Origin of the sequence: Winogradskyella ludwigii (genome assembly GCF_013403985.1) — a bacterium.
Classification (GTDB): Bacteria; Bacteroidota; Bacteroidia; order Flavobacteriales; family Flavobacteriaceae; genus Winogradskyella; species Winogradskyella ludwigii.
Genome location: NZ_JABFDF010000003.1, coordinates 123,176 through 145,230 on the forward strand (window position 1 = coordinate 123,176; position 22,055 = coordinate 145,230).

Sequence of the window (22,055 nt, forward strand, 5' to 3'; positions counted from 1 at the left end):
TACTTATATTATGAAAAAACAACTACACTTTATTATGCTTTTAGTCCTCGCAGGATTAGGAAGTTCTCAACTAAACGCACAAGATGCTACTTTTGCTGAAACTACAGATGATCTTTGGACTAACAACGCAAACTGGACACCAACTACACCAGCAACAGGTATAGCGACCATGACAACTAAAGCGGACTTAAACGGTGGCACTTTTTCTTTAGATGAAATAATAATTTCAGGTACACCAATAACCATTTCCAATGGTACTTTAACAATTGGAAGTGCTGCTACAGGTAGTAATTCTATTGGTAATAATGCCAATACAGCAATAACTACTTTTGACTGTAACATAAATTTAAATACTAATAAGAGAATTAGAAATGCTAGTTCGAGTAAACTAATTTTCGCTGATGGAAATACATTGGCATTAGGAGCATCTGCTGTTTATTTCCATAACCTATCTACTGTTAATCCTATAGAATTAAATGGAATTGTTACAGGAAGTAATAGTATTAGATTCAGAAATGAATTAATTTTAGGAACTACTTCAGATTGTACAGACTTTACTGGTAGTTTTAATTTTACAGGAGGCAACGATGCGTTATTAACTGTAAATGGAGAAAACACTATTGAAGCTTCCATTTCAAATAATCAAAATACAACATCTGAAGTCGCATTCAATGCCAACCAAAACAATATGGCTAACCTCAATCTTAACTCAAATACGTTAGCGTTAAACTTTGATTCATCAGTAACAACAGTTCAGTTTTCTGGAGCTTCAACAAATGGAGGTATCGTTGATTTAAAAAATTATACATCTGGTGTTCTTAGAATAGGAACAACAGATACTAGTGTTTCTCAAACGGAATTAGATACGTGGCTTATTGATGGTGTAGAACCTGAAAATGGTACTCTTGTACAAGATGCTTCTGGCTATATTACTAAAATTATCCCAGTAGGTGTGACGTATACTTCAACAACTGGTCAGAGTATGGATTGGGAAGATGCTACCTCTTGGGTAGGTGGTGTTGTACCTAATGCGATTAATGATAATGTAATAATACATGGCCTTATATCAATAAATTCAGACGTTATTGTAAATGACTTTACCATTGTAAATATAGATGGTACGGACGTTGAAAAAGAAAGAGTAATAGTTACTCCAGGAAACTCTCTTACTGTAAATGGAGATACCGTAACAAGAAATGGTCAACTTTTTGCTCAGAGTCAATCTGATAGTTTTGGTAGTTTAATTTTTAACGGTGCCGTAGATGGAGATATTAGATATTATAGATATGTAAATATATTCTCAGATAACGATTTAATATCGACTCCTGCAACGAGAGTATTTAGTGATTTTACAGCAGAAAACGGTAGTCTTTACGAGAACCCAGCAACAACGACTGAAAAATTGTTTGGTCCTTTTGACAATACCGCTGGTGAATACCTAACGTGGGATGAAGTGGATGATGGAGCTGAAAATATAATCCCTGGAATAGGTTACAGAACAGCAACTAATGCTGGAAGTACTCTTTTAATTAGAGCTGAAGTCGCTTCACCAGCAGTAGATGTACCTGTTTCTATTTCAGATGGAGGTCACGCTACTTATGGTAAATGGAATTTAATAGGAAACCCTTTTCCTTCATATTTAGATTTTGATGCTTTTTTCACAGAGAACTCAAGTCAATTCGATACAGGAGCTTTTCAAGCCATTTATGGTTATGATGCTGATGATTCTAATGGTAGTAATTTCACTATCTGGAATGCATTTAATACGACTGATAAAATTACACCAGCACAAGGTTTCTTTGTAAGAACTAAGTCTGGTGGAGGAACTGTAACTTTCAAACCAGAAATGAGAACTATTGGAAATTCAGATGATTTTATTGTTGGTAGAACAACACCTGACTTTGTTTTATCTGAGTTATTTTTGTCTAACGGAACATCTAATTTTACTACAAAAATATATTTTGCAGACAATCAAACTCGTGGATTAGACCCTGGTTATGATGCAGGTGCTTATGCAGGGTCTGCAAAAGGGATCTTTACACATTTAGTTGAAGACAATACAAATATTGAAATGGCTATACAAGCATTATCATATGACGATTTTAACGATGTAGTTGTGCCACTTGGTGTTAAAAGTGAAGCAGGTGTGCAATTAACATTAGGGTTAAATGCTACAACGGCTACTATACCTTCAAGTGTTAATGTTTACCTTGAGGATAATGTCACTAACACTTGGACGTTATTAAATACTGGTGATTACGTATTTACACCATTGAGTACATTAAATGGAACAGGTCGTTTCTATATACATTTTTCTGCATTAACATTATCAATAAAAGACGACTTGTTAAACGGATTAAATATTTACTCAGAGCAAGTAACAAAAACAGTTGTAATTAAAGGTCAATTAAATACTAGTACAATGGCTACAGTATATGATATGCAGGGCAGAATGGTATTACAACAAGCTTTAGATACTACTAGCACTACAAATACTGTTAATGTGAATGCAATAGGAACAGGAGTTTATATAGTTGAATTAAAAAGTGAAACGCAAAACAGAACTCAAAAAATTATTATTAAATAAATCATATAAAATCAACACTTTAAATTGTTGAATATACATATCATTTTGAATTAATCAGTACCAAAAAAAACCGCAATATTTGAAAAAATGTTACGGTTTTTTTATAAGATAGAATATTTCTTTGTGCTGTCTTAGGGGTAAATTCATAAGCAAACTCAAATTATTTGGGAGCATAACTAATAAAATTAGTAGCAATAATCATAATGTTATGGCTTAAAATAGTTTATTTACAATAGGAATACTAAGTCACGTAAAGAATAACTATCAATTTGCACATTATTTAAATAAAGAAAAATAGTTTAATAAAAATTAAAACAACATGTATCATCAACACTTAACAAAACAATGGGCTTATTTAGCTTTCGTTGTATTACTGTTTTCATCAGTGAGTAGCTGTAAAAATCAAGAGCAGAAACAAGTCAGTGAGCTCGAAGTTAAAGCTGAACCAGTTTCAAAAATAGAAGCACCTGAAGGTATGGTTTGGGTGGAAACAAAAACCTTTTTACAAGGAGCAAAAGATACTGATCAGTATGCTATGTCTAGAGAAAAACCGGCACATTGGGTTACTGTTGATGGCTTTTTTATAAACATTACTGAAGTTACAAATAAGCAATTTAAGGCGTTTGTGGATGCTACAAACTATATGACCATTGCAGAACGCGAGATTGATTGGGAGGAAATGAAAAAAGAATTGCCTCCAAATACACCAAAGCCTCACGATTCTATTTTACAACCAGGCAGTTTAATTTTTAATAAAGATGTAAATGCAGTGGTAAACATGGAAAATTATGGACAGTGGTGGACATGGAAAACAGGAGCTGATTGGAAACATCCTGACGGCCCGGAAACTACTATTGAGGGTAAAGATGATTATCCTGTAGTTCATGTGGCTTACCAAGATGCTTTAGCGTATTGTGAATGGGCCAAAAGACGTTTACCAACAGAAGCAGAGTGGGAATCTGCTGCTCAAGGTAAAAACTCAAATACCATTTTTACATGGGGAAATGATGCTACTAAATTAGATGCCAATGCTAATACTTGGCAAGGTGTATTTCCTACAGATAATGAGTCTCAGGATGGATTTGAATTCATTTCACCTGTAAAATCGTATCCGCCAAATAGCATTGGGTTATATGATATGGCTGGGAATGTATGGGAAATTACGAGTGACTTTTTTAGTGTGAAATATTATAGTGAATTAGACACCTCTAAACCTATTGTAAATCCTATAGGAGCAGATACACATTTTAACCCTAATAATCCTTATCAGGTAGAACACGTAATGAAAGGTGGCTCTTTTTTATGTCATGCTTCTTATTGTGCAAGTTTTAGGATTTCGGCGAAAATGGGTGTTTCAGTAGATTCTGGGTCAGATCATATGGGCTTTAGAACAGTAGCAACACCAAATATGTTAGAGTCTAAAGAATAAGGATTGTATTTTATATCTATAAATAAAAAAAGGGAAAATTAATTTTCCCTTTTTTAGTTCTTAAAAACTATTTATAACACTTGCTTACTGTAGTAACTCTATAGAGCTGTTTAGTCTATCAAAGAGAATTCTTTAGACACTCTAGTTACTCTAATGTAGAAAGCTCCCCAATCTTCATCATCATTGGTTGTAAACCAAGCACTCATATCAGTTTCACCTTTAGTAAAATTACCTTTAAAGTTTATAACTTTTGCGTCTTTTTCAATAGCTTTAGTTTGTTCCCAAGCTCCAATTTTTACACCACCAGATTTAAAATCCATGGTTCTACCTTCACTAATGGCTTCAGTAGATAGTGTACCTTCTCTTCCGTCTGCAGTAGCATTAATAGCTAAATCAGATTCAAAAGGCCATCTGCTTAACTCAATGGTATAGGTGCCAGATTGCTCAAAGGCTACGGTAAATTCACCTCCTATTGGATTCTTTTGAGCTTCTCTAATGTAATTCTGATTCCATGGAATTTTAGAATCGTGAACATGCGTGTCATGACAAGTTAATTCTATAGGGTTTTGTGCATCTGAACCTAAAATAATAATAGGAAACTGATTAAACTCTGTAGATACAGAACTCCACCATTCATTATAGTAGCCTCGCATTTGTTCTACTTTTTCAGGAAACTGTACGGCTAAGTCATTTTCTTGACCTGGATCTTTAGAAATATCATACAATTCTGTACCATTTACCAATCTCATTTTGTCTGACATCACTGCGCTTTTTCTCCATTTTATAGGACTTTGCACACGCTGAGAATCTGTGATTAGATAATCTCTACCAATGGTTTCTTCAGTTCCTAAAAGCAGTGAAGAAATATCTGAACCATCAATTTTCTTTTGTCTTTCTGGTAATTCTAAATCACACAACGTCGCTAAAGTTGGTAAAATGTCTAAATGAGCTGTTAAATCCGTAACATCTCTACCACCTTCAATATGCTGTTCTGGATACGATATAAAAAATGGTACTCTGTGTCCGCCTTCATATTCACTGTTTTTTGTTCCTTTCATTCCTGCATTGAAACCGTATTTTTTACCTCCTACAGTTTTATACCCAGAAGCAGTTCCGTTATCCGTCATAAAAATAACAATCGTATTATCTGCAATATTTAAATCTTCAAGTTTCTTTTGAAGTTTAGCAAAGTTATCATCCACATTGGTAATCATTCCATAAAATATTTTTTGAAACTCCGGAATGTCTAAATCTTTGTATTTGTTATAATAGTTTTCTGGGACATTATAGGGTAGGTGAGGTGCATTTGTAGAAATATAAGCGAAAAACGGTTCGTCCTTTTTATCTTCGATATATTTTATAGCCTCGTCAAACCAAACATCTGTACAATACCCTTCATACTTCGTTGGTACTCCATTTTTAAAATACGTATCATCAAAATAATCATTATCCCAATAATCTGGAGTCTGGCCAACACCACCACCACCATGAGATATAGTGTATTTAAAACCTTTATCTTGTGGTCTAGAAGGGTAGGTGTCTCCTAAGTGCCATTTACCAAACATGGCTGTTTCGTAGCCGTTTTCTTGAAACACATCAGCCATAGTCACTTCATCTTCTCGTAAAATAGAAACTCCACCTATCGTATGCCAAACACCAACTCTATCTGCATATCTTCCGGTCATTAAACCAGATCTTGAAGGCGCACAAGTTGGACCCACATGAAAGTCTGTTAAACGAACAGATTCATCATGAAATTTGTCTAAAGCAGGAGTTTTAACTAAGGTGTTACCATGAGCTCCTAAATCTCCATAGCCTTGGTCGTCTGTGATAATCACAATGACATTAGGCTGCTTTGTTTTTTTAGTTGTAGCTGTCTTTGTTGATTGAGATGTACATGAAATTGTAAGTCCCACAAGTGCCATTAATACTATTATTTTTTTATTCATTTTGATGCTATTTTATTTATGCTAAACTATTTTCAATCTATTTAGGTAATTCTTTTTTCCAATCTTTCCACAAACCTTTAAGTTCACTTACAAGTTGCTCATTGTTTTCTGCTACATCAGTTTTTTCAAACGGGTCTTTAGAAATATTGTAAAGTTCTTCTTTATTAATTTTTTCATTAAATAAAAGTTTCCAATCTCCTTTTCTAACGGCTCCTTGTGCCCAGTGATTTGAATTCTCTTTTGTAAAACGCCATTCCCAAAATAATGGTTTTGTTCTTTTAAAGCTATTATTTTCCAAAATAGATCTTATATTTTCACCATCTATATTATAGCCTTTTTGCAATTCTGTTTCTGCTAGACTTGCAAATGTTGGTAATAAATCTACCGTAGATAGTACACTTGTAGAATCTACTTTGTTTTCTTGGACGTGATTTTTCCATTTTACAATGAAAGGCACTACCACACCACCTTCATAAATATCTACTTTTCTTCCTTTTAAACCTGCTGTCGATCCTGCTTCTAATGATGGTCCGTAAGCTGCTGGTCCATTATCACTTGAAAACACAATTAATGTATTGTCATCTAATCCCATTTCTGATATGGAGTTTAATAAGCGTCCAACATGAAGATCAGCATCCTTTAAAACCGCATAATACGTTTCTTTACTAGGTGATAAACCTTTAAAGGATTCGCGTTGCGCTTCAGAAGGCCATAAAGGTGTATGTGGATCTTTTAGCCAAAGGTTCACAAATAGGGGCTGTTCTCCTTTATTTCGTTTTATAAAATCTATCGTTTCATCTACAGCTATTTTACTCGAACTTTGTACCCATAAGGTGTCGGTATCCATAAATCGGGTAGTTGGCCATTTTTGATCTCCTTTCCAAGTTGGACCATTGCCGTTCCAAACTCTAGCCTCATCATAGCCATAAGTTTTAGGTTCTGGTGCTGAAGGATCTCCATGAGGTTTGCCACCACCTCCTAAATGCCATTTACCAAAATGTGCTGTTTTATAGCCTGCTTTTTGCATGGTTAGAGGTAAATAAACAGGTAAGGAATCATTTAAATAATTAGGCATGTTACGTCTGGCATTCACTTCATTCCCTGCAAAATGACCATGCACGCGATGTCTGGCTGGAAAATGACCTGTGATAACCGAAGACCGACTTGGAGAACACACTCCGCTTGTAACATGAAACTGTGTGAAACGTGTGCCTTCAGCTGCCATTTTATCTATGTTTGGAGTCACTACTTCGGTGCTTCCATACACTCCTAAATCTCCAAAACCCCAATCATCTGCAAAAATGAAAATGATGTTTGGCCTAGTGTCTTCTTTTTCTGCTACAACTTCTTTTTTAGTGTAATTGCAAGAAAGCATCGCAATTACAACGACGCCTAATGTGATGTGTTTTAATGGGCTTATTCTCATTTTAATATTAATTATTAAACGTTTCTGTTTTTTGTTCTTTCAGTAATACTGTTGCCAACTCATTTACTTTCTTTGGGAATTGACTTGCTAAATTCGTCGTTTGCCCAATATCGTCTTTAAGATTGAAGAGTTGTACGGTGTCTTTAGCCGTTTTAAAACGTTGTCCTTCAACAAACCATTCTGGTATTCTGGCGTGATAACCATCTTTATTATTGATATACAGCCAATCTCCTTTTCTAACGGCATATTTGGATGTAAACGTATTATGAATAATATTCGCTCTTACAACCTTGTTATTTTCTTCTAGCCACAACTTAGAAAAATTATAACTATCGTGTTGAAAGCCTTTTGGTAAATCGCTATTTGTAATAGTGACTAGCGTATTTAGAATATCTATTTGACTAAATAATTGAGAACTTGTAGTCCCTGGTTTTATTTTGTGTGGCCATTTTACAATAAACGGCACATGGTGTCCGCCTTCGTAAACGTCTCTTTTTACACCTCTAAATGGGTGGGAACTATCGTGATTGTAGTTTTTAATACGATCATAAGCATAACGCTCTGAGCCATTATCTGAAGTAAAAATAACAATGGTATCTTCGTCTGCATTTATAGCTTTTAAAGCTGCTAATACTTGTCCGATAGCATCATCTGTTTCATACACCCAATCTCCATAAGGACCTGCTTTACTTTTGCCTATAAAGTTTTCATTCGGAATTATAGGTGCGTGCGGAGACGGAAACGGGAGGTACAAAAAGAAAGGTTTATCTGCTTTTTCTTGATTTTTTATAAAAGTTACTGCCGAGCTTGTTATTGTAGGTAAAACGTTATAAAAATCCCAATCCTTAACTGCTGGTCCTGGTCGTAATTCCCAATTACCTTCTAAAGGCATATCTTCTCTTGGAAGTTTTAAGGTTTCTATAGGCGCTTCTGTGACCTTATCATTTTCAATCCATGTATAAGGGGGGAAATTAATAGTGCCATCTCCAAAATAAGAATCAAAACCAATAGACAAAGGTCCATTAGGAATACTTTTAGTCCAATCATAAGCCTGTGCTGGCCAGATTTCTAATTCCTTTTTTCCACGTATGACTGTTTCTTTTTGTGTAAAGTCTTTTTTTCTGATGGCTTCCCAATTCCAGCCCAAGTGCCATTTACCAATTGCAGCCGTATGGTACCCATTCTCTTTAAGAATTTTAGGTAAAGTCACCTGATTTTCTTTAAAAACAGATTCTCCCATAGAGTGTACAATATCATTGAAATCTCTCCAATGATAACGACCAGATAATAAGGCGTACCGACTTGGCGTACAAACACCAGAAGAACTATGAGCATCTGTCATGAGTAGACCTTCTCTAGCAAGTTGGTCTAAATTAGGTGTTGGAATTTTAGATTGTGGATTTTGAATTGCTAAATCTCCATAACCCATATCATCAGCGTAGAATATAATGATGTTGGGCTTATCAGACTTTACTGTTGGGTTAGTTGGTTTTGTTTGTTGATGACAAGCTGTTAAGAACACCAACATTACAAGATAAAAGTAGGCGCTTATTTTCATGGTATTAGATTTGTTTTTTCCAGTCAATGGTTGCTTTCTTGTTTTCTAAATCAACCCAAATACTAGCATGCTCGTAATTTCGGGTCAAAATCCAATCATTAACTTGCATCTCATTTAAAGGTTTACCTAAAGGTTTATCGAATTCTGGATACCATGAAAGTGATCCCATTTTTAAGCGATATCCCCAATTATAAATAATATACGAATGTTTTTGTGCACCAGCTAAAAAAGAGGCCAAAGCAAAAGTTATATGTTCTTTAGAAATTTCTTGCTTTTCTTTGTCAGATTTAGCCAAAAACTTTTTGTTAACCCAAGCATTTTCTGGCCAAGTCTTAAACACTACAATTTTTCCGCTCTTACCTGCTTTTTCCATTTCTTGAATATCTTGAAGCATACTTTCTTTAGTTTTGCTATTGAAAAACCCAAAATGTTCAATCATTATGGCATCTGTGAAATCTGGAAAATTATTTCCTACATTTCTAAGTGGAGTGGAGCGTATGCCGTTGTATACAATTAATTTATCATTACCAATTTTGGCCCTGGTTTCTTTAATTAAATCTTTTAAGCCTTGCTGAATGGCATCAAATTTTTCAGTTCCCCACAATTGTTTGTTGCCTGGGTTTGTAACCTGAACTAAAGCATCGAAGAAAACACCGTCTATGTTTTCATTCTTTAAATTATTTAAAGCAATATTAGACCACCAATCTCTAAGCTCTGGATTTGATAAATCATAACGCTTTAATTTACCATCTTTTAAATCTAAATCTCCTGTTTTTGTTTTAAGCCACCAATCTGATTTTGTTTGATAATCTTCATGCGCTTTATACATATTATAATCTAAAAAGGCATTCCAATAGAATACCACTTTCATGTCTGGATTTAAATCTTTTAACACTTTTGCATCAGCTGCAATAGCTTCTTCTGAATATTTGTATTTTGGAAAACCATGCGCCTTTTCTAACACAGTGAAATTAGAATGAGACGCTATAAATTTTGCTTCAGATTTAGTTAAGAGGTCTCCTTTTTTACCAAAGTGAAAAGCTACAGGAACTTTGTCCCAACTAAACTTTGGATAATGCTTATCGCTTTGTGAAAAGGCTGCTTGAGCAATTACCAAACTCATTAAAAACAAACTTTTATGTAAAAAGGTTAACTTCATTATGCTCACATTATTTTATTGGTAAAATTTTAATAGATTTTAGACTAGATGTTTGCGCATCACCCTCAACCAAAGACGTTTTTATTATATGATTACCTGCCGTTTTAAATTCTAAAATTCCCATTCTGCGATATGCATATTTATCGGTTGCTGCTTGCTGGTTTTGAACTTTTATACCTTCATCTGTTGTTGTTTTCCAAACCAATCGTCCTTCACCTTTGTATTCTAAATCTAGATAATAATAACCTGGTTCTTGAACATTAACCTCCCAACAAACCATGCCGTCTTCTTCCCAATTGCTTACTTGATTGGCGTGTTTCCATTCACCAAATTTTTCCATCCAACGTACGTTTTTTTGTTCTGCGCCTTCAGCTTCTCCAAATTCGGTTAATAATCTAGTCGGCAAATTTGGATAGATGCCTAAGTTTGTTTCTACAATCGGTTCTGCGTCTTTTAGCTTAACTTCAATTACAGAGATTAACTCTTCTGGAGCTTCGTAAGGCACATTTATAACCAACCAATCGTTTTCTATTTTATATGTTAAGTCACTGCTTTCTGATCCATTTAAAAGCAACACGTCTTTCACTTTAGATTTTAAACCAGGTAAATATAATTTACCATCCGTTGGCCATTCACTTACAGATAAATAAAGAGATTCATCGTTTGTAGTGACATCTCCCCAAGGCAATGCAAAACCCCAAGGCGAACTGCCTGCGTCATAAATAACTTGTGGATATTTTTGTATCCAACGACCAGATTCCTGTAAAAACTCTATCCCTATACTTGGAATCGCGCCGCTACTATCTGGACCAACATTAAATAAATAAGTACCTCCTCTAGCAACCGTTTCAATAACGCGACCTAGAATTTTTTTAGGACTTTTAAAATTGTTATCATACCAAGCATAAGACCAAGAATCGTTATTTGTGTCTGCTGTTTCCCAAAGGCCTTCCACATTTCTGGTAGGCACTTCCATATCTCCAATGCTGGCATAGTCACCCATACCATAACCAACTCTACTACACATCATAGCATTTGGTTGTAATTCTCTCACCATATCGGCTAATTCTACCACATATTCTTTTGGCATATCTCCTGGTGTATCGAACCACACAAAGTCTATTTGTCCATAATTGGTACAGATTTCTTTAACTTGAGGTTTACACTTATTATAGAAGTAATCTTTAAAATCCACTTTATTTCCTTTTTCGTCTACTTCAGGACCTCTAGTGCCTCCTGGTGCTGTCCAGTCTTGATTATGAGAATAATAAAACCCGAATCCAAGTCCTAATTCTTTACAAGCTGCAGATAACTCGTGCATTGGGTCTCTACCAAATGGAGTTGCTTTAACAATATTAAAGTCACTCGCTTTAGAATCGAACATGGCGAAACCTTCATGATGTTTACTGGTAATGATAATGTATTTCATCCCAGCATCTTTTGCAAGTTGCGCAATTTTTTTTGCATCAAATTCCGTAGGATTAAACGTTTTGGCGGTTTCCATATACTCTTTTGGAGAAATATTTGCAACACGCTTGCTCATTAGCCATTCTCCAATGCCGTAATAGGTTTTATCTTCCCATACACCACCTAGATTTGAAAATAAACCCCAATGAATAAACATGCCGTAATTTCCTTCATCAAACAATTTTGCTTTTCCACTTTTTAAGGCATCACCAGTAACACTAGTTTCACCCCACATTTCTTCCATTCCTTTTTTATCCTTCTCTTGAGAATTTATGTCCAAAACACTAATTAAGATTAGTAAAACGGAAACTATAAAACATCTATTCTTAAACATATACGTACTATTATTAATTTTAAAACTTTTAGAAGTCTTTTCTAGACTTTTAATATTTATGGCATTGATATAGTCTTGAGAGTCATTTATATTTATCAACCTAATGATCATCAAGAATTATTATTAAAACTTATATCTCATCGTTAATTTCCAAATAGGGTTTCTGCTATAGTAAGCTGAAAAATTTCTAGTATCACCTCCTTGATACCTTCGAATATCCTCACCTGTAAGGTTAGATACGCCTGCACTAAGTTGTAATTTCTTATTTAATAAACTCTTTCTAAGGGTAATCCCAAGGGTTGTGCTTCCTTCAGTATAGTGTGGTTCATCTGCACGTGTATTTCCACCGATAGCGCCTAAATTACTAAGGTAATCACCTCTATAAGCAGCAGTAAACCTTAGAGAAAAACCAGATCGCTCATAATACAAAGTTCCATTAGCGTTATGCTTAGCTGTTCCAGGAAAACCATCAGCTTGCTCCCCTAAATCTCCATCAAATTCACTTTCTACGTAAGAATAATTAGCTTTTATACCAAAATCTTTTGCAAAACCAGGTAAAAAAGAAAGGTGTTGATTAAGTCCCACTTCAAAACCATAAATTCGGCCATCTGTAATGTTTATTGGCTTGGTTATATCAAATAACAAACCAGCCAAATCATCAGTACCACCTGTGCCATCAGGTAATGCTATCCCTAATAATTCTTCTCCGGGATATGTTTGATCTGGTGTTACTGCTTTTACTATATAATTTTTAAGATCTTTATAAAAAACACTAAAAATAAAAGCACCTCCGTTATTGGTATAAACCTCCAAAGTGGTATCATACATCCATGCTGTATAAGGTTTTAAGTCAGGGTTACCAGAAACAATAGTGCCTCTTAATCCCGAATTAGCTAAGTCTGCTGCATCTACAGGATCAATATTGGTAAGAAAAGTAATCTCATTGTTTGGAATTAGATCAACAAACTTTGGTCTTGAAACTCCTCTATAAGCACTTAATCTTAACTTTACATTTCTTTTTAATGATAAATTAGCATTAAAGCTAGGTAATACGTCCCATCTTGAAGTTTCTACTTCGTAGTAAAAATTCTCTGTTGAAAACTCATCAATATCATCACCAGTATCTGCATCTTCAAATGTTACTCCACTAAATCCTCTTGATTTATTTTGTGTTCTTACAGCTCTAACTCCAAAATTTAAACTTACAGGTAGCTTAAAAATCGCTGTCTTAACGTCCATTTGTGTATAAAAATCGGTACTAGCTTCATTCGCACCATAAGATCTTCTAGCATCAAAACCTAAATTATTTTCTTCTGCCTCTACGTCTTTTAAATCTATATCAAAATCAAAAATACTCCCTCCATCAATATCAGCATACCCTGGTAATAAATCTAATACAGCTTGTCCAGGGACTTTAACCCATCCGTTTTGCAAACCAGCAACATTACCTTCATTAAAACCTTCGCCTGTAATCTCTCCTAAAAGATCACTGTAAGCACCACTTTCATTTAGTTCCGCTACAATACCTCCATACAGACCACTTAATTGATCACTATCAGTATGTGAGGAAGTTGTTTGTCTAGCTTCAAAATCAGTTACCGCATATCTCGTTCCAAAAGTTATTTTTGCATTTTTATTTAACTCATATTCAAAATCAAATTTTGTAGCATAATTATACCCTTTAGTTTTAATAAGTCTACGTGAAACTCTATTAAGGTCGAAAGAAGCTGGATCAAAAGCCTCTGCGGGTAATCCATAACTAGGAAGTTCTCCTCTCAAATCAATATCTAAACTTGTTTGATCATATCCTCCGTTACGTCCTTCAACTCTGTGAGTTATTTGTGTTAAATTTTGAAAAAAATCTAAATCTGAATACGAAATATCTGAAATGATTTTTAATTTATTTATTGGTTTAAATGTTGTATTTAAACCAACTATATTATTGGTTGACTCATTATCATAAAATTGATTTGCATTCGTAATGGTAGTCCTAGCATTGTCCTCTGAAGAAGGACTTATATACGTTAATATATTTCCATTAAAATCAAGATCTCCTTCATCAAAAATATGGTTTCCCCCTAACAATTGAGTACCTCCTGTACTACCCAAACCTATCTGGAATTGCTGTCTATTCGAATTAGCTTCTACAGTTGTTCTGGTATAGTCTAATACCATATCTATTTCTTTTATTGGTCTCCATTGTATAGCTGCAGATGTTGCAAAACGCACTTCATTTTTTCTTAACAATGAATTATTAATGGTTCTTCCAACAATTACATCAGAATACTCTGTCCCATTTTCATCCGTAAGAGTAAGACCCTGTGTAATTCCTCTTAATGAGGTTTCATCTTTAATATTGTCTTCATCCGCATAAATAACTGAAACAGCAACACCCAGTTTATCATTTATTTTCGTTCCATAAACACCTGAAAACCTTTGACCAAAATCAAGTTCATCAATTGGTGTATTAGATGCACCTCTAGCATTTATACTGGCAAAATAATTCTTCTTTCTATATTTTGCTTCTAGCGGTCTTATAGTTTGAAAATCTACAGAACCTCCAAGATTCGTTGTAACTTCTTTAGCCTGCGTTGTCTTATGAATTCTTGCGCCCGAAATAATTTCGGTAGGGATAACATTTAAATTAAACTTTCTAAAATCAGACTTACCTTCATTACCTGCAGATAAAGGTGTACGACCATTCACTGTTACACCAACAAATTGTGGCCCTATACCTCTAATAGAAACTCTGTCTCCAGAAACCCCATCAACATCTCTTTCTATTTGTACTCCTGCAACTCTTTGCAAAGCATCTGCTGCGTTGGTGTCTGAAAAATCCCCAATATCTTCTGGTGTAATAGCTTCTATAACAGTAACAGCATCTCTTTTAGCTCTTACTTCAGCTAAATGCGAAGCACGTATTCCTACATTAATAACGACTTCATTTAAAGACTCAGCGTCAGTTAACATCTGAACATTGATAATAGTTTTTCCTGTTGTAGAATATTCTACAGACTTAAAACCTAAATAGTAAAACTCTAATACAGCATCAGCATTCTTTAGTTGTATAGTATATTCACCCTCCATATTAGTCGTTGCACCATTTTTTGTGCCTTTTTCTATAATACTTGCTCCTGGTAAAGGGATATTATTTTCATCTGTAACTTTACCTGTAATAATTTGTTCTTGAGCAAAACCAATAAAGCATTGGAGCAGAATCAAAAACAATAAGCCTTTAGTTTTATTTTTTTTCATGACATGATGAGTTAGTTTGTGTTATTACAAATATGTATCAAATAAGATAAATCAGCTTGCTCAGTTCGCTTTAAAATTTTCTCAATTCAACCACACCCATTAAGAATCAGGCTATATCAGTACGTTTGAATTTTTACAGCAAAAAAATGACGGAATAGAGAAGCGTTACTAAATTAGTAAATGGTTACTTTGTATGTATACGATAAATGAACACAGATGTCTATAGAAAAGCTTACAATCATCTTTTTTTTTACATTAAGTACTTGTTTTGTTTTCGGTCAAACTAAGTCGGCTGAAAAAGTAATTGATGCGAATTGGAAATCTATGGCTGAGAACTATCAGGTTCCAGAATGGTTTCAAGATGGTAAAATTGGTGTTTGGATGCATTGGGGAATTCCGTCTTCAATTGATGAGAATAGACCAGATGATGGATCGCACTACGGAAGACGAATGTATGGTGATGAAGATTATGATGCTAGAAATGAACCAGACAGACTTAGAACGGTAAGATTAACAAAATGGCATACGGAACGTTATGGATCTCCTTCAGAATTTGGTTACGAAAAATTTATAGCAGACTTTAAAGCTGAAAATTTTAATGCCGATAAGATTGTACAGTTTGTTAAAGCTTCTGGAGCACGTTTTATAATGCCAGTGGCCACGCATCACGATAATTTTGATATGTATGATTCCTTCTTTCCTTGGAATTCGGTTAAAATGGGCCCAAAGAAAGATATACTTAGAGAGTGGAAAGATGCGGCATATAAACATGATTTAAAATTTGGAGTATCTACTCACTTATATTGGTCGCCTCGCTTTTTTAGAACGGCTCGGAAATTTCAAAAAGAAGGCACACCAGAATGGGAATTCTTTAATATGGATTATGACACTAAGGAATTCGCTAGTCAAGATAGTTGGAACGAACATTGGTACAAGCGATCTTGGGATTTAATAGAAAAATATGATCCAGATATGTTTAATAACGATTCTCCTTATCCGTCTATAAAAACCGGAAAAGGATTAGGTGTTAAACTATTTTCAGAGTATTTAAATAGAGATTTAAAAGAGAATAATGGCAAACAAACCACTGTTTTATCTTTTAAAAACGCAAAAGAGAACAAAGCTGCATTTACTTATAATTTAGAACGAGGGATGTTTGGTGAACAACAAAAACAGCCGTGGATATGGGCAACCGATTTATCTGGAAGTTGGTTTTATAGAAAAGATGCTTTCACCAAAATGTCTTTAAATGTTTTAATTGGTAATGCTATTGATGCCATCAGTAAAAATGGTATTGTAATGATTAATTTGGCGTTAAAAGGCGATGGTACGATTCCTGAGAATCAAATAAAAATGCTCAGCGACTTTGGAGCTTTTGTAAAGATTAATCAAGACGGTATTTACAATACCAGACCTTGGGAAACTTTTGGGGAAGGTCCTTTAGAAATTGTGACAAAACGCGCTGGTGAGAATTTAAAGCCATTCTCAGAAAAAGACATTCGTTTTACCACAAAAGATGGAAATCTTTACGCTTTTCTATTAGCACCACCAACAGAAGATATTTTGATTAAGTTGTTAAAGCAAGATGGGCTTTTACAAAAGAATATAAAAGAGATACAGTTGTTAGGTAGCGATGAAAACATCAGATGGAACCGAAACAAAGATGGTTTGGCTATTACATATGATTTTAAAAACATCCCAAATCAATCTGCTATTTGTTTTAAAATAATTACAGAATAGTTAAAAATAAAATTAAATTAACTAGAGGTAACTATGCGTTTAAAATCGTCCTTTTTAGTAGTTTTATTAGCCGTTTCTTTAAGTGCGTGTTCAGTACAAAAACAAGAGACACCTGTGGTAAAACAAAAATTACCAGAATTTTCATGGGATAAAATGCCTTTGTATATGCATCTGCGTAAATCTGAAGCATTTACAAAAAAAGAGCTAACCTATCTTTCAAAATTTCCTCTAATAACATTTGAAAAAACAACAGGAAGTAAAGCATATGGATCCACAGAAATAGGTACTATTAGAGCTGCTAAAGCTGTAAAAAAAATAAATCCTGATGCTAAAATATTATACTACAAAAACGTTATTGTAAACTGGGGAGGTTATTCTGAAGATGAAGAATTTTTATATAAACATCCCGAAGCTTTATTAGTTAACACTAAAGGACAAAAAGCGTTGATGCCAAACGGTAGAACGGGCTTCTTTGATATCTCTGAAGACTATGTTCGCGAATATTGGTTAAACCATGTGAAAAAAGTTACCGAAAGCCCATTTATTGATGGGGTGTTTTTAGATGCTAATATTAAAGTTTTAGTCCCTATGTTTTTTAACAATCGTGTTGGAGAAGAAAAACGAGAAGCTATTAAAACGGGCTATTTATCCATGATGGCAGATTTAGACGCTCAAATAGGAAAAGACAACTTATTAATTGCAAATATTCTTCGTGTGCGACCAGAATTTGAAGATTCAGGAAGGGAATATTTGAAATTCTTTGATGGTTCTTACATAGAAGGCTTTGAACATGAAAGTTTTGGCATGACTTATGAAGATTACCTAGCAAAAGGTATTGAGGCTGTTCAAAAATCAGCAAGAGAAGGCAGTGTCATAGCGATGTCTCTTGGTATTGGTAAAGGATTGGAAAATGCTGAAGCAGGTATTGATGATGCTAGAAAAAAAGTAACCATAAATGAAAATTTTACAAAACGCTTAGATTATCTATTGGCTATTTTTCTTGTTTGCGCTGAGGAATACAGTTATGTCTATCCACATGATGGTTATGATATTCAAAAATCTGCGGTTTGGCTTAAAACGTTTCCGCAGTATGAGAAAAACCTAGGAGCACCAAAAGGCTATGCCGTACGTGAAGGCTACATTTACACAAGGTCTTTTGAATATTTAGACGTTACCTTAGATATACAAAACAAAACAGCCCAATTAGATTGGAAATAAACTAACACTAAATTATTTATACATATAAAATGAAATCACTTTTAACAACTCTAGCAATTTTATTGTTCTTTTCTAATTATGGAATTAGTCAAGAAAAAAAGGATTTAGTAAAACCCAATATCATTATTTTTTATGCTGATGATTTAGGTTGGCAAGATACAGAAATAAATAATTTGGATGAACCAAGCCCATGGGAAACGCCTAATATTTCAAAATTAGCCAAAGATGCTGTAAACTTTACCAACGGATATTCTCCTGCACCTACTTGTGCTCCATCTAGATGTGCTGTTTTAAGTGGATTACATCCTACCAAAACAGGAGTAACACACGTTGCTGGAGGTCAAATGCCTACTGCAGAACAAAGCGCTAACTATATATCGCCTTTTTTTGAAGGAGGGTTGTTTTCAAAACATTTTACAATTGCGGAAGCCTTAAAAATGAATGGATATAACACAGGACATATTGGAAAATGGCATGCAGGACATGACGATTCTCAAAAATCAAAAAACCAAGGTTTTGATTTTGTTCATGAATCTAGAGGAGCACATCAAGGACCTAAAAAACCAGACAATCGTTTAAGTAAATTTGCGACAAAAGCAAAGAATGATCCTTACCGTTTAAGTGATGAAAAATATCCTCCTTTTACCAAAGAATCTCCAGAAGGAATTTCATATCCATATGATGAAATTACTGAGAATGCTCTTAAATTTATTGGTGAAAGTAAAAACGAGCCTTTCTTCTTATATTTAGCACATTGGATGGTTCATTCTCCAATTCATACTAAAAACCGCGAGTTATTACAATACTACTGTGATAAGTTAGGAATTGATTTCCCAACAAAAGATGTCCCTGTAACTACAGAAGGTCAAACAAACCCTTATTTTGGATCTATGGTAACAACCTTAGACTGGAGTTTAGGACGTGTTGTAGACTTACTAAAGAAAACAGACGACCCTAGAAATCCTGGTAAAAAATTATACGAAACTACTTATATCTTTTTTTCTTCGGATAATGGAGCCGTTGAACATGTAGGCAAAGAAATAGTTACAGATAATTTTCCATTAGATGAAGGAAAAAAATATGCTCAAGAAGGTGGTATTAGGGTACCAATGCTAATTTCTGGACCAAGCATACCAAAAGGAAAAGTATATGATGGATTGGTAAATCAACTAGATTTTTACCCAACAATATTAGGTTTAACAGATAGTAAGATACCAACGAAGTATAGTTCGGATTTAGATGGATTAAATATTTCAAACGTATTATTAAATACTGATGCTGTTATTAAAGATGAAAAGGGAATAGAAAGAAAAGATTTATGGTGGCATTTTCCTCACAATCGTGAATTTCAAATGCAATCTGCAATAAGAGCGGGAGATTATAAATTGTATAAAAACCATGTAAAAGGTAATTATGAATTATACCGCTTGTACAAAGATGGTAAAAGAGCAGATTTAGAAGAGAAATTTGATATTGCAGAACAGTCTCCAGAGATTGTTAAAGATTTATCTACAAGATTAGAAAAGTATTTAAAAGATTACGATGCTAAATTCCCTTATAAAAATCCTTTAAAAATAAAAGGAGAACCAGAAAATGTAGCTGCTATTCCAAAAATTAAAACAGATTCTTTTGACTCTTCATCACGTAAAGTTACGGTTACATTAGAAAAAGGGAGCTCTAAAGTTATTGAGTTTTATGGATTGATATCTTACAAAGATTTACATGCCGTTAAGAAAAATGGAAAACATAGAAAAGTTCACGAACCTTTTACAAAATTAGAAGGAGAATTTAATAAAAAGACCTCAGAATATACCTTAACGCTTCCAGTTGGAGTAACAGAAGCAGGTGTCATTTTTATAGATGAAAATAGATTTATGGTTAAAAGTAAATTTCATGCTTTAAAATCACCTAAAAAAATCTAAAAAAAAATAAGAAATAAGAAAAACAAATAAAATTTAAAATACTTAAGATGAAAAACAAAACAAATCTTTTAGGTTTATTGTTCTTATCACTATTTGTATCCAATACAATGTATAGTCAAAAGAATTCTAAATTAATAAAACCAAATATCATCATTTTTTATGCGGATGATTTAGGTTGGCAAGATGTACAATTAAACGATTTAGACGAACCTTGTGCTTGGGATACACCAAATATTGCGGCATTAGCAAAAGATGCCATCAATTTTACAAATGCATATTCTCCAGCTCCAACTTGTGCGCCTTCGAGATCTGCACTTTTAAGTGGATTACATCCTGCTAAAACAGGCATAACAAATGTAAGTGGAGGAGGAATTCCTAAGGCTCAGAGAGCTGAAAAATATATTAGTCCTTATTTTCCATCAGGATTAATGCCTGAAAACTTTACCATAGCAGAAGCTTTAAAAATGAATGGCTATAAAACAGGACATGTAGGGAAATGGCACGCAGGACATCTTGAGATTCAAAAATCAACGAATCAAGGTTTTGATTTTGCACATGAATCTAGAGGTGCACATCAAGGTCCTAAAAAACCAGACACTCGTTTGACGGCGTTTGCAACAAATGAAGCTAATGATCCATACCGTTTAAGTAAAGAAAAATATTTTCCTTTTACAAAAGAGTCTCCTGAAGGAATCTCTTATCCAACTGATGCAGTCACAGAAAATGCACTTAAATTTATTACCGAAAGTAAAGAGGAACCTTTCTTTTTATATTTAGCGCATTGGATGGTACACTATCCAATTCACACAAAAAACCGTAAATTATTAGACTATTATTGTGATAAATTAGGAGTAGAGCTTCCAGAAGTAGATGCTGAATGGACTAAAGAAGGCCAGAATAACCCTTATTTTGGTGCTATGGTCACCACTTTAGATTGGAGTTTAGGTCGTGTTGTCGATTTATTAAAGAAAACAGACGACCCTAGAAATCCAGGAAAAAAATTATACGAAACGACTTATATTATCTTTTCATCTGATAATGGTGGAGCGGAAACTCGTAAAGCAGAAGTAATGTCGGATAATGCTCCTTTAGATAAGGGGAAAAAATATAGCGAAGAAGGTGGTATTAGAGTCCCAATGCTTATTTTGGGACCAAATATTCCAAAGGAAAAAACAAAAGATGTTTTAATCAATCAATTAGACTTCTATCCAACTATTTTAAGCCTTACCAATAGTGAAATACCTTCTAAATATAGTGATGATTTAGACGGATTAGATATTTCTAATGTCTTGTTAAATAACGAAAATGATGTAAAAGACAGCAAAGGAAAACCTAGAGAAGATTTATGGTGGCACTATCCTTATGGAGACGATGTTAAAAACCAATCGGCTATTAGATCTGGAGACTATAAATTGTATAAAAACTTTAATTCTGGTAAATATGTATTGCATCGTTTGTATAAAGATGGAAAGCGATATGATTTGGAAGAACAACATGATATTGCAGCAGAATCTCCTGAAATTGTTAATAAGTTAGCTGCTAAACTAGAAAAGTATCTAAAAGATTACGATGCTAAGCTGCCATATAAAGATCCTTCTAAATTTAAAAACGAAGAGGATGCAGTCGCTATTCCAGTTATTGTGAATGATGTTTTTGATGCAAACTCTCGTAAAGTTTCTATTCAATTAGAAAAAGGAAAATCTAATGTAATTGAAAGTTATGCGCTTATTAAAATCTCTGATAAACCAAGTGCTACTGGAAAGAAAAAATTACACACAACATACATAGAAGTACCTTTAGAGTCTAGTAAAGATAAATTAGAATACACTTTTAATGTACCAAAAGATGCACATGAATGTGGAGTTATTTTTATCGATGAAAATAGATTTATGGTGAAAAGTAAATTTCATGAGTTAATAAAGACTCCTAAAAAAGGAAAGAAAAAAAATAAAAAGAAAAAGAAAAAAAAGAATTAAGCTTTTAAAGGAAGTGAAAAGATATAAGAGGTCTT

The 22,055-nt window shown here is 34.0% G+C and carries 12 protein-coding genes; 6 read left to right on the forward strand and 6 right to left on the reverse strand.

The features are described 5' to 3' along the window. Positions 1-10 precede the first annotated feature (10 nt). Together HM981_RS09045 and HM981_RS09050 are read left to right on the forward strand one after the other, a co-directional pair. Positions 11-2,587: a T9SS type A sorting domain-containing protein gene (locus HM981_RS09045; protein WP_179338467.1), complete on the forward strand. Its 2,577-nt coding sequence runs from the start codon at positions 11-13 to the stop codon at positions 2,585-2,587. A 319-nt stretch (positions 2,588-2,906) separates the two neighbouring features. Beyond that, positions 2,907-4,016 (forward strand): formylglycine-generating enzyme family protein, encoded by a 1,110-nt coding sequence (locus HM981_RS09050; RefSeq protein ID WP_179338468.1) that lies wholly within the window; start codon positions 2,907-2,909, stop codon positions 4,014-4,016. A gap of 110 nt (positions 4,017-4,126) precedes the next feature. Here the strand turns inward: HM981_RS09050 and HM981_RS09055 are convergent, their stop codons facing one another. The 6 genes from HM981_RS09055 to HM981_RS09080 form a co-directional block, all read right to left on the reverse strand. Further along, positions 4,127-5,965: an arylsulfatase gene (locus HM981_RS09055; protein ID WP_179338469.1), complete on the reverse strand. Its 1,839-nt coding sequence runs from the start codon at positions 5,963-5,965 to the stop codon at positions 4,127-4,129. A gap of 37 nt (positions 5,966-6,002) precedes the next feature. Beyond that, positions 6,003-7,391, reverse strand: coding sequence for a sulfatase family protein (locus HM981_RS09060; RefSeq protein ID WP_179338470.1), 1,389 nt, complete (start codon positions 7,389-7,391; stop codon positions 6,003-6,005). A 7-nt stretch (positions 7,392-7,398) separates the two neighbouring features. Beyond that, positions 7,399-8,949: a sulfatase family protein gene (locus HM981_RS09065; protein WP_179338471.1), complete on the reverse strand. Its 1,551-nt coding sequence runs from the start codon at positions 8,947-8,949 to the stop codon at positions 7,399-7,401. Positions 8,950-8,953: 4 nt separating this feature from the next. Further along, positions 8,954-10,108 (reverse strand): putative glycoside hydrolase, encoded by a 1,155-nt coding sequence (locus tag HM981_RS09070; RefSeq protein WP_179338472.1) that lies wholly within the window; start codon positions 10,106-10,108, stop codon positions 8,954-8,956. A gap of 10 nt (positions 10,109-10,118) precedes the next feature. Further along, positions 10,119-11,855: an alpha-L-fucosidase gene (locus HM981_RS09075; RefSeq protein ID WP_218846366.1), complete on the reverse strand. Its 1,737-nt coding sequence runs from the start codon at positions 11,853-11,855 to the stop codon at positions 10,119-10,121. A gap of 177 nt (positions 11,856-12,032) precedes the next feature. Next, positions 12,033-15,164: a TonB-dependent receptor gene (locus tag HM981_RS09080; protein WP_179338473.1), complete on the reverse strand. Its 3,132-nt coding sequence runs from the start codon at positions 15,162-15,164 to the stop codon at positions 12,033-12,035. A gap of 216 nt (positions 15,165-15,380) precedes the next feature. On the opposite strand from HM981_RS09080, the gene HM981_RS09085 reads away from it, so the two are divergent. From HM981_RS09085 to HM981_RS09100, 4 genes are read left to right on the forward strand one after another with little or no spacing between them, the layout of a single operon-like run. Then, entirely contained in the window at positions 15,381-16,904 is a 1,524-nt protein-coding gene (locus tag HM981_RS09085; protein WP_179338474.1) for an alpha-L-fucosidase, read from the forward strand. A gap of 33 nt (positions 16,905-16,937) precedes the next feature. Further along, positions 16,938-18,122, forward strand: a complete 1,185-nt coding sequence (locus HM981_RS09090; protein ID WP_179338475.1) for a putative glycoside hydrolase — start codon at positions 16,938-16,940, stop codon at positions 18,120-18,122. A 29-nt stretch (positions 18,123-18,151) separates the two neighbouring features. Further along, complete coding sequence (locus HM981_RS09095) at positions 18,152-20,044, forward strand: sulfatase (RefSeq protein ID WP_179338476.1); 1,893 nt, start codon at positions 18,152-18,154, stop codon at positions 20,042-20,044. A 47-nt stretch (positions 20,045-20,091) separates the two neighbouring features. Then, a complete protein-coding gene (locus HM981_RS09100; RefSeq protein WP_179338477.1) occupies positions 20,092-22,020 on the forward strand; it encodes a sulfatase in 1,929 nt (642 codons plus the stop codon). The last annotated feature ends 35 nt before the right edge of the window (positions 22,021-22,055 follow it).

Bases quoted from the DNA above. Each gene is read 5' to 3' on its own strand.
- HM981_RS09045 (WP_179338467.1), top strand. From the start codon at position 11: ATGAAAAAACAACTACACTTTATTATGCTTTTAGTCCTCGCAGGATTA.
- HM981_RS09050 (WP_179338468.1), top strand. From the start codon at position 2,907: ATGTATCATCAACACTTAACAAAACAATGGGCTTATTTAGCTTTCGTT.
- HM981_RS09055 (WP_179338469.1), bottom strand. From the start codon at position 5,965: ATGAATAAAAAAATAATAGTATTAATGGCACTTGTGGGACTTACAATT.
- HM981_RS09060 (WP_179338470.1), bottom strand. From the start codon at position 7,391: ATGAGAATAAGCCCATTAAAACACATCACATTAGGCGTCGTTGTAATT.
- HM981_RS09065 (WP_179338471.1), bottom strand. From the start codon at position 8,949: ATGAAAATAAGCGCCTACTTTTATCTTGTAATGTTGGTGTTCTTAACA.
- HM981_RS09070 (WP_179338472.1), bottom strand. From the start codon at position 10,108: ATGAAGTTAACCTTTTTACATAAAAGTTTGTTTTTAATGAGTTTGGTA.
- HM981_RS09080 (WP_179338473.1), bottom strand. From the start codon at position 15,164: ATGAAAAAAAATAAAACTAAAGGCTTATTGTTTTTGATTCTGCTCCAA.
- HM981_RS09085 (WP_179338474.1), top strand. From the start codon at position 15,381: ATGTCTATAGAAAAGCTTACAATCATCTTTTTTTTTACATTAAGTACT.
- HM981_RS09090 (WP_179338475.1), top strand. From the start codon at position 16,938: ATGCGTTTAAAATCGTCCTTTTTAGTAGTTTTATTAGCCGTTTCTTTA.
- HM981_RS09095 (WP_179338476.1), top strand. From the start codon at position 18,152: ATGAAATCACTTTTAACAACTCTAGCAATTTTATTGTTCTTTTCTAAT.
- HM981_RS09100 (WP_179338477.1), top strand. From the start codon at position 20,092: ATGAAAAACAAAACAAATCTTTTAGGTTTATTGTTCTTATCACTATTT.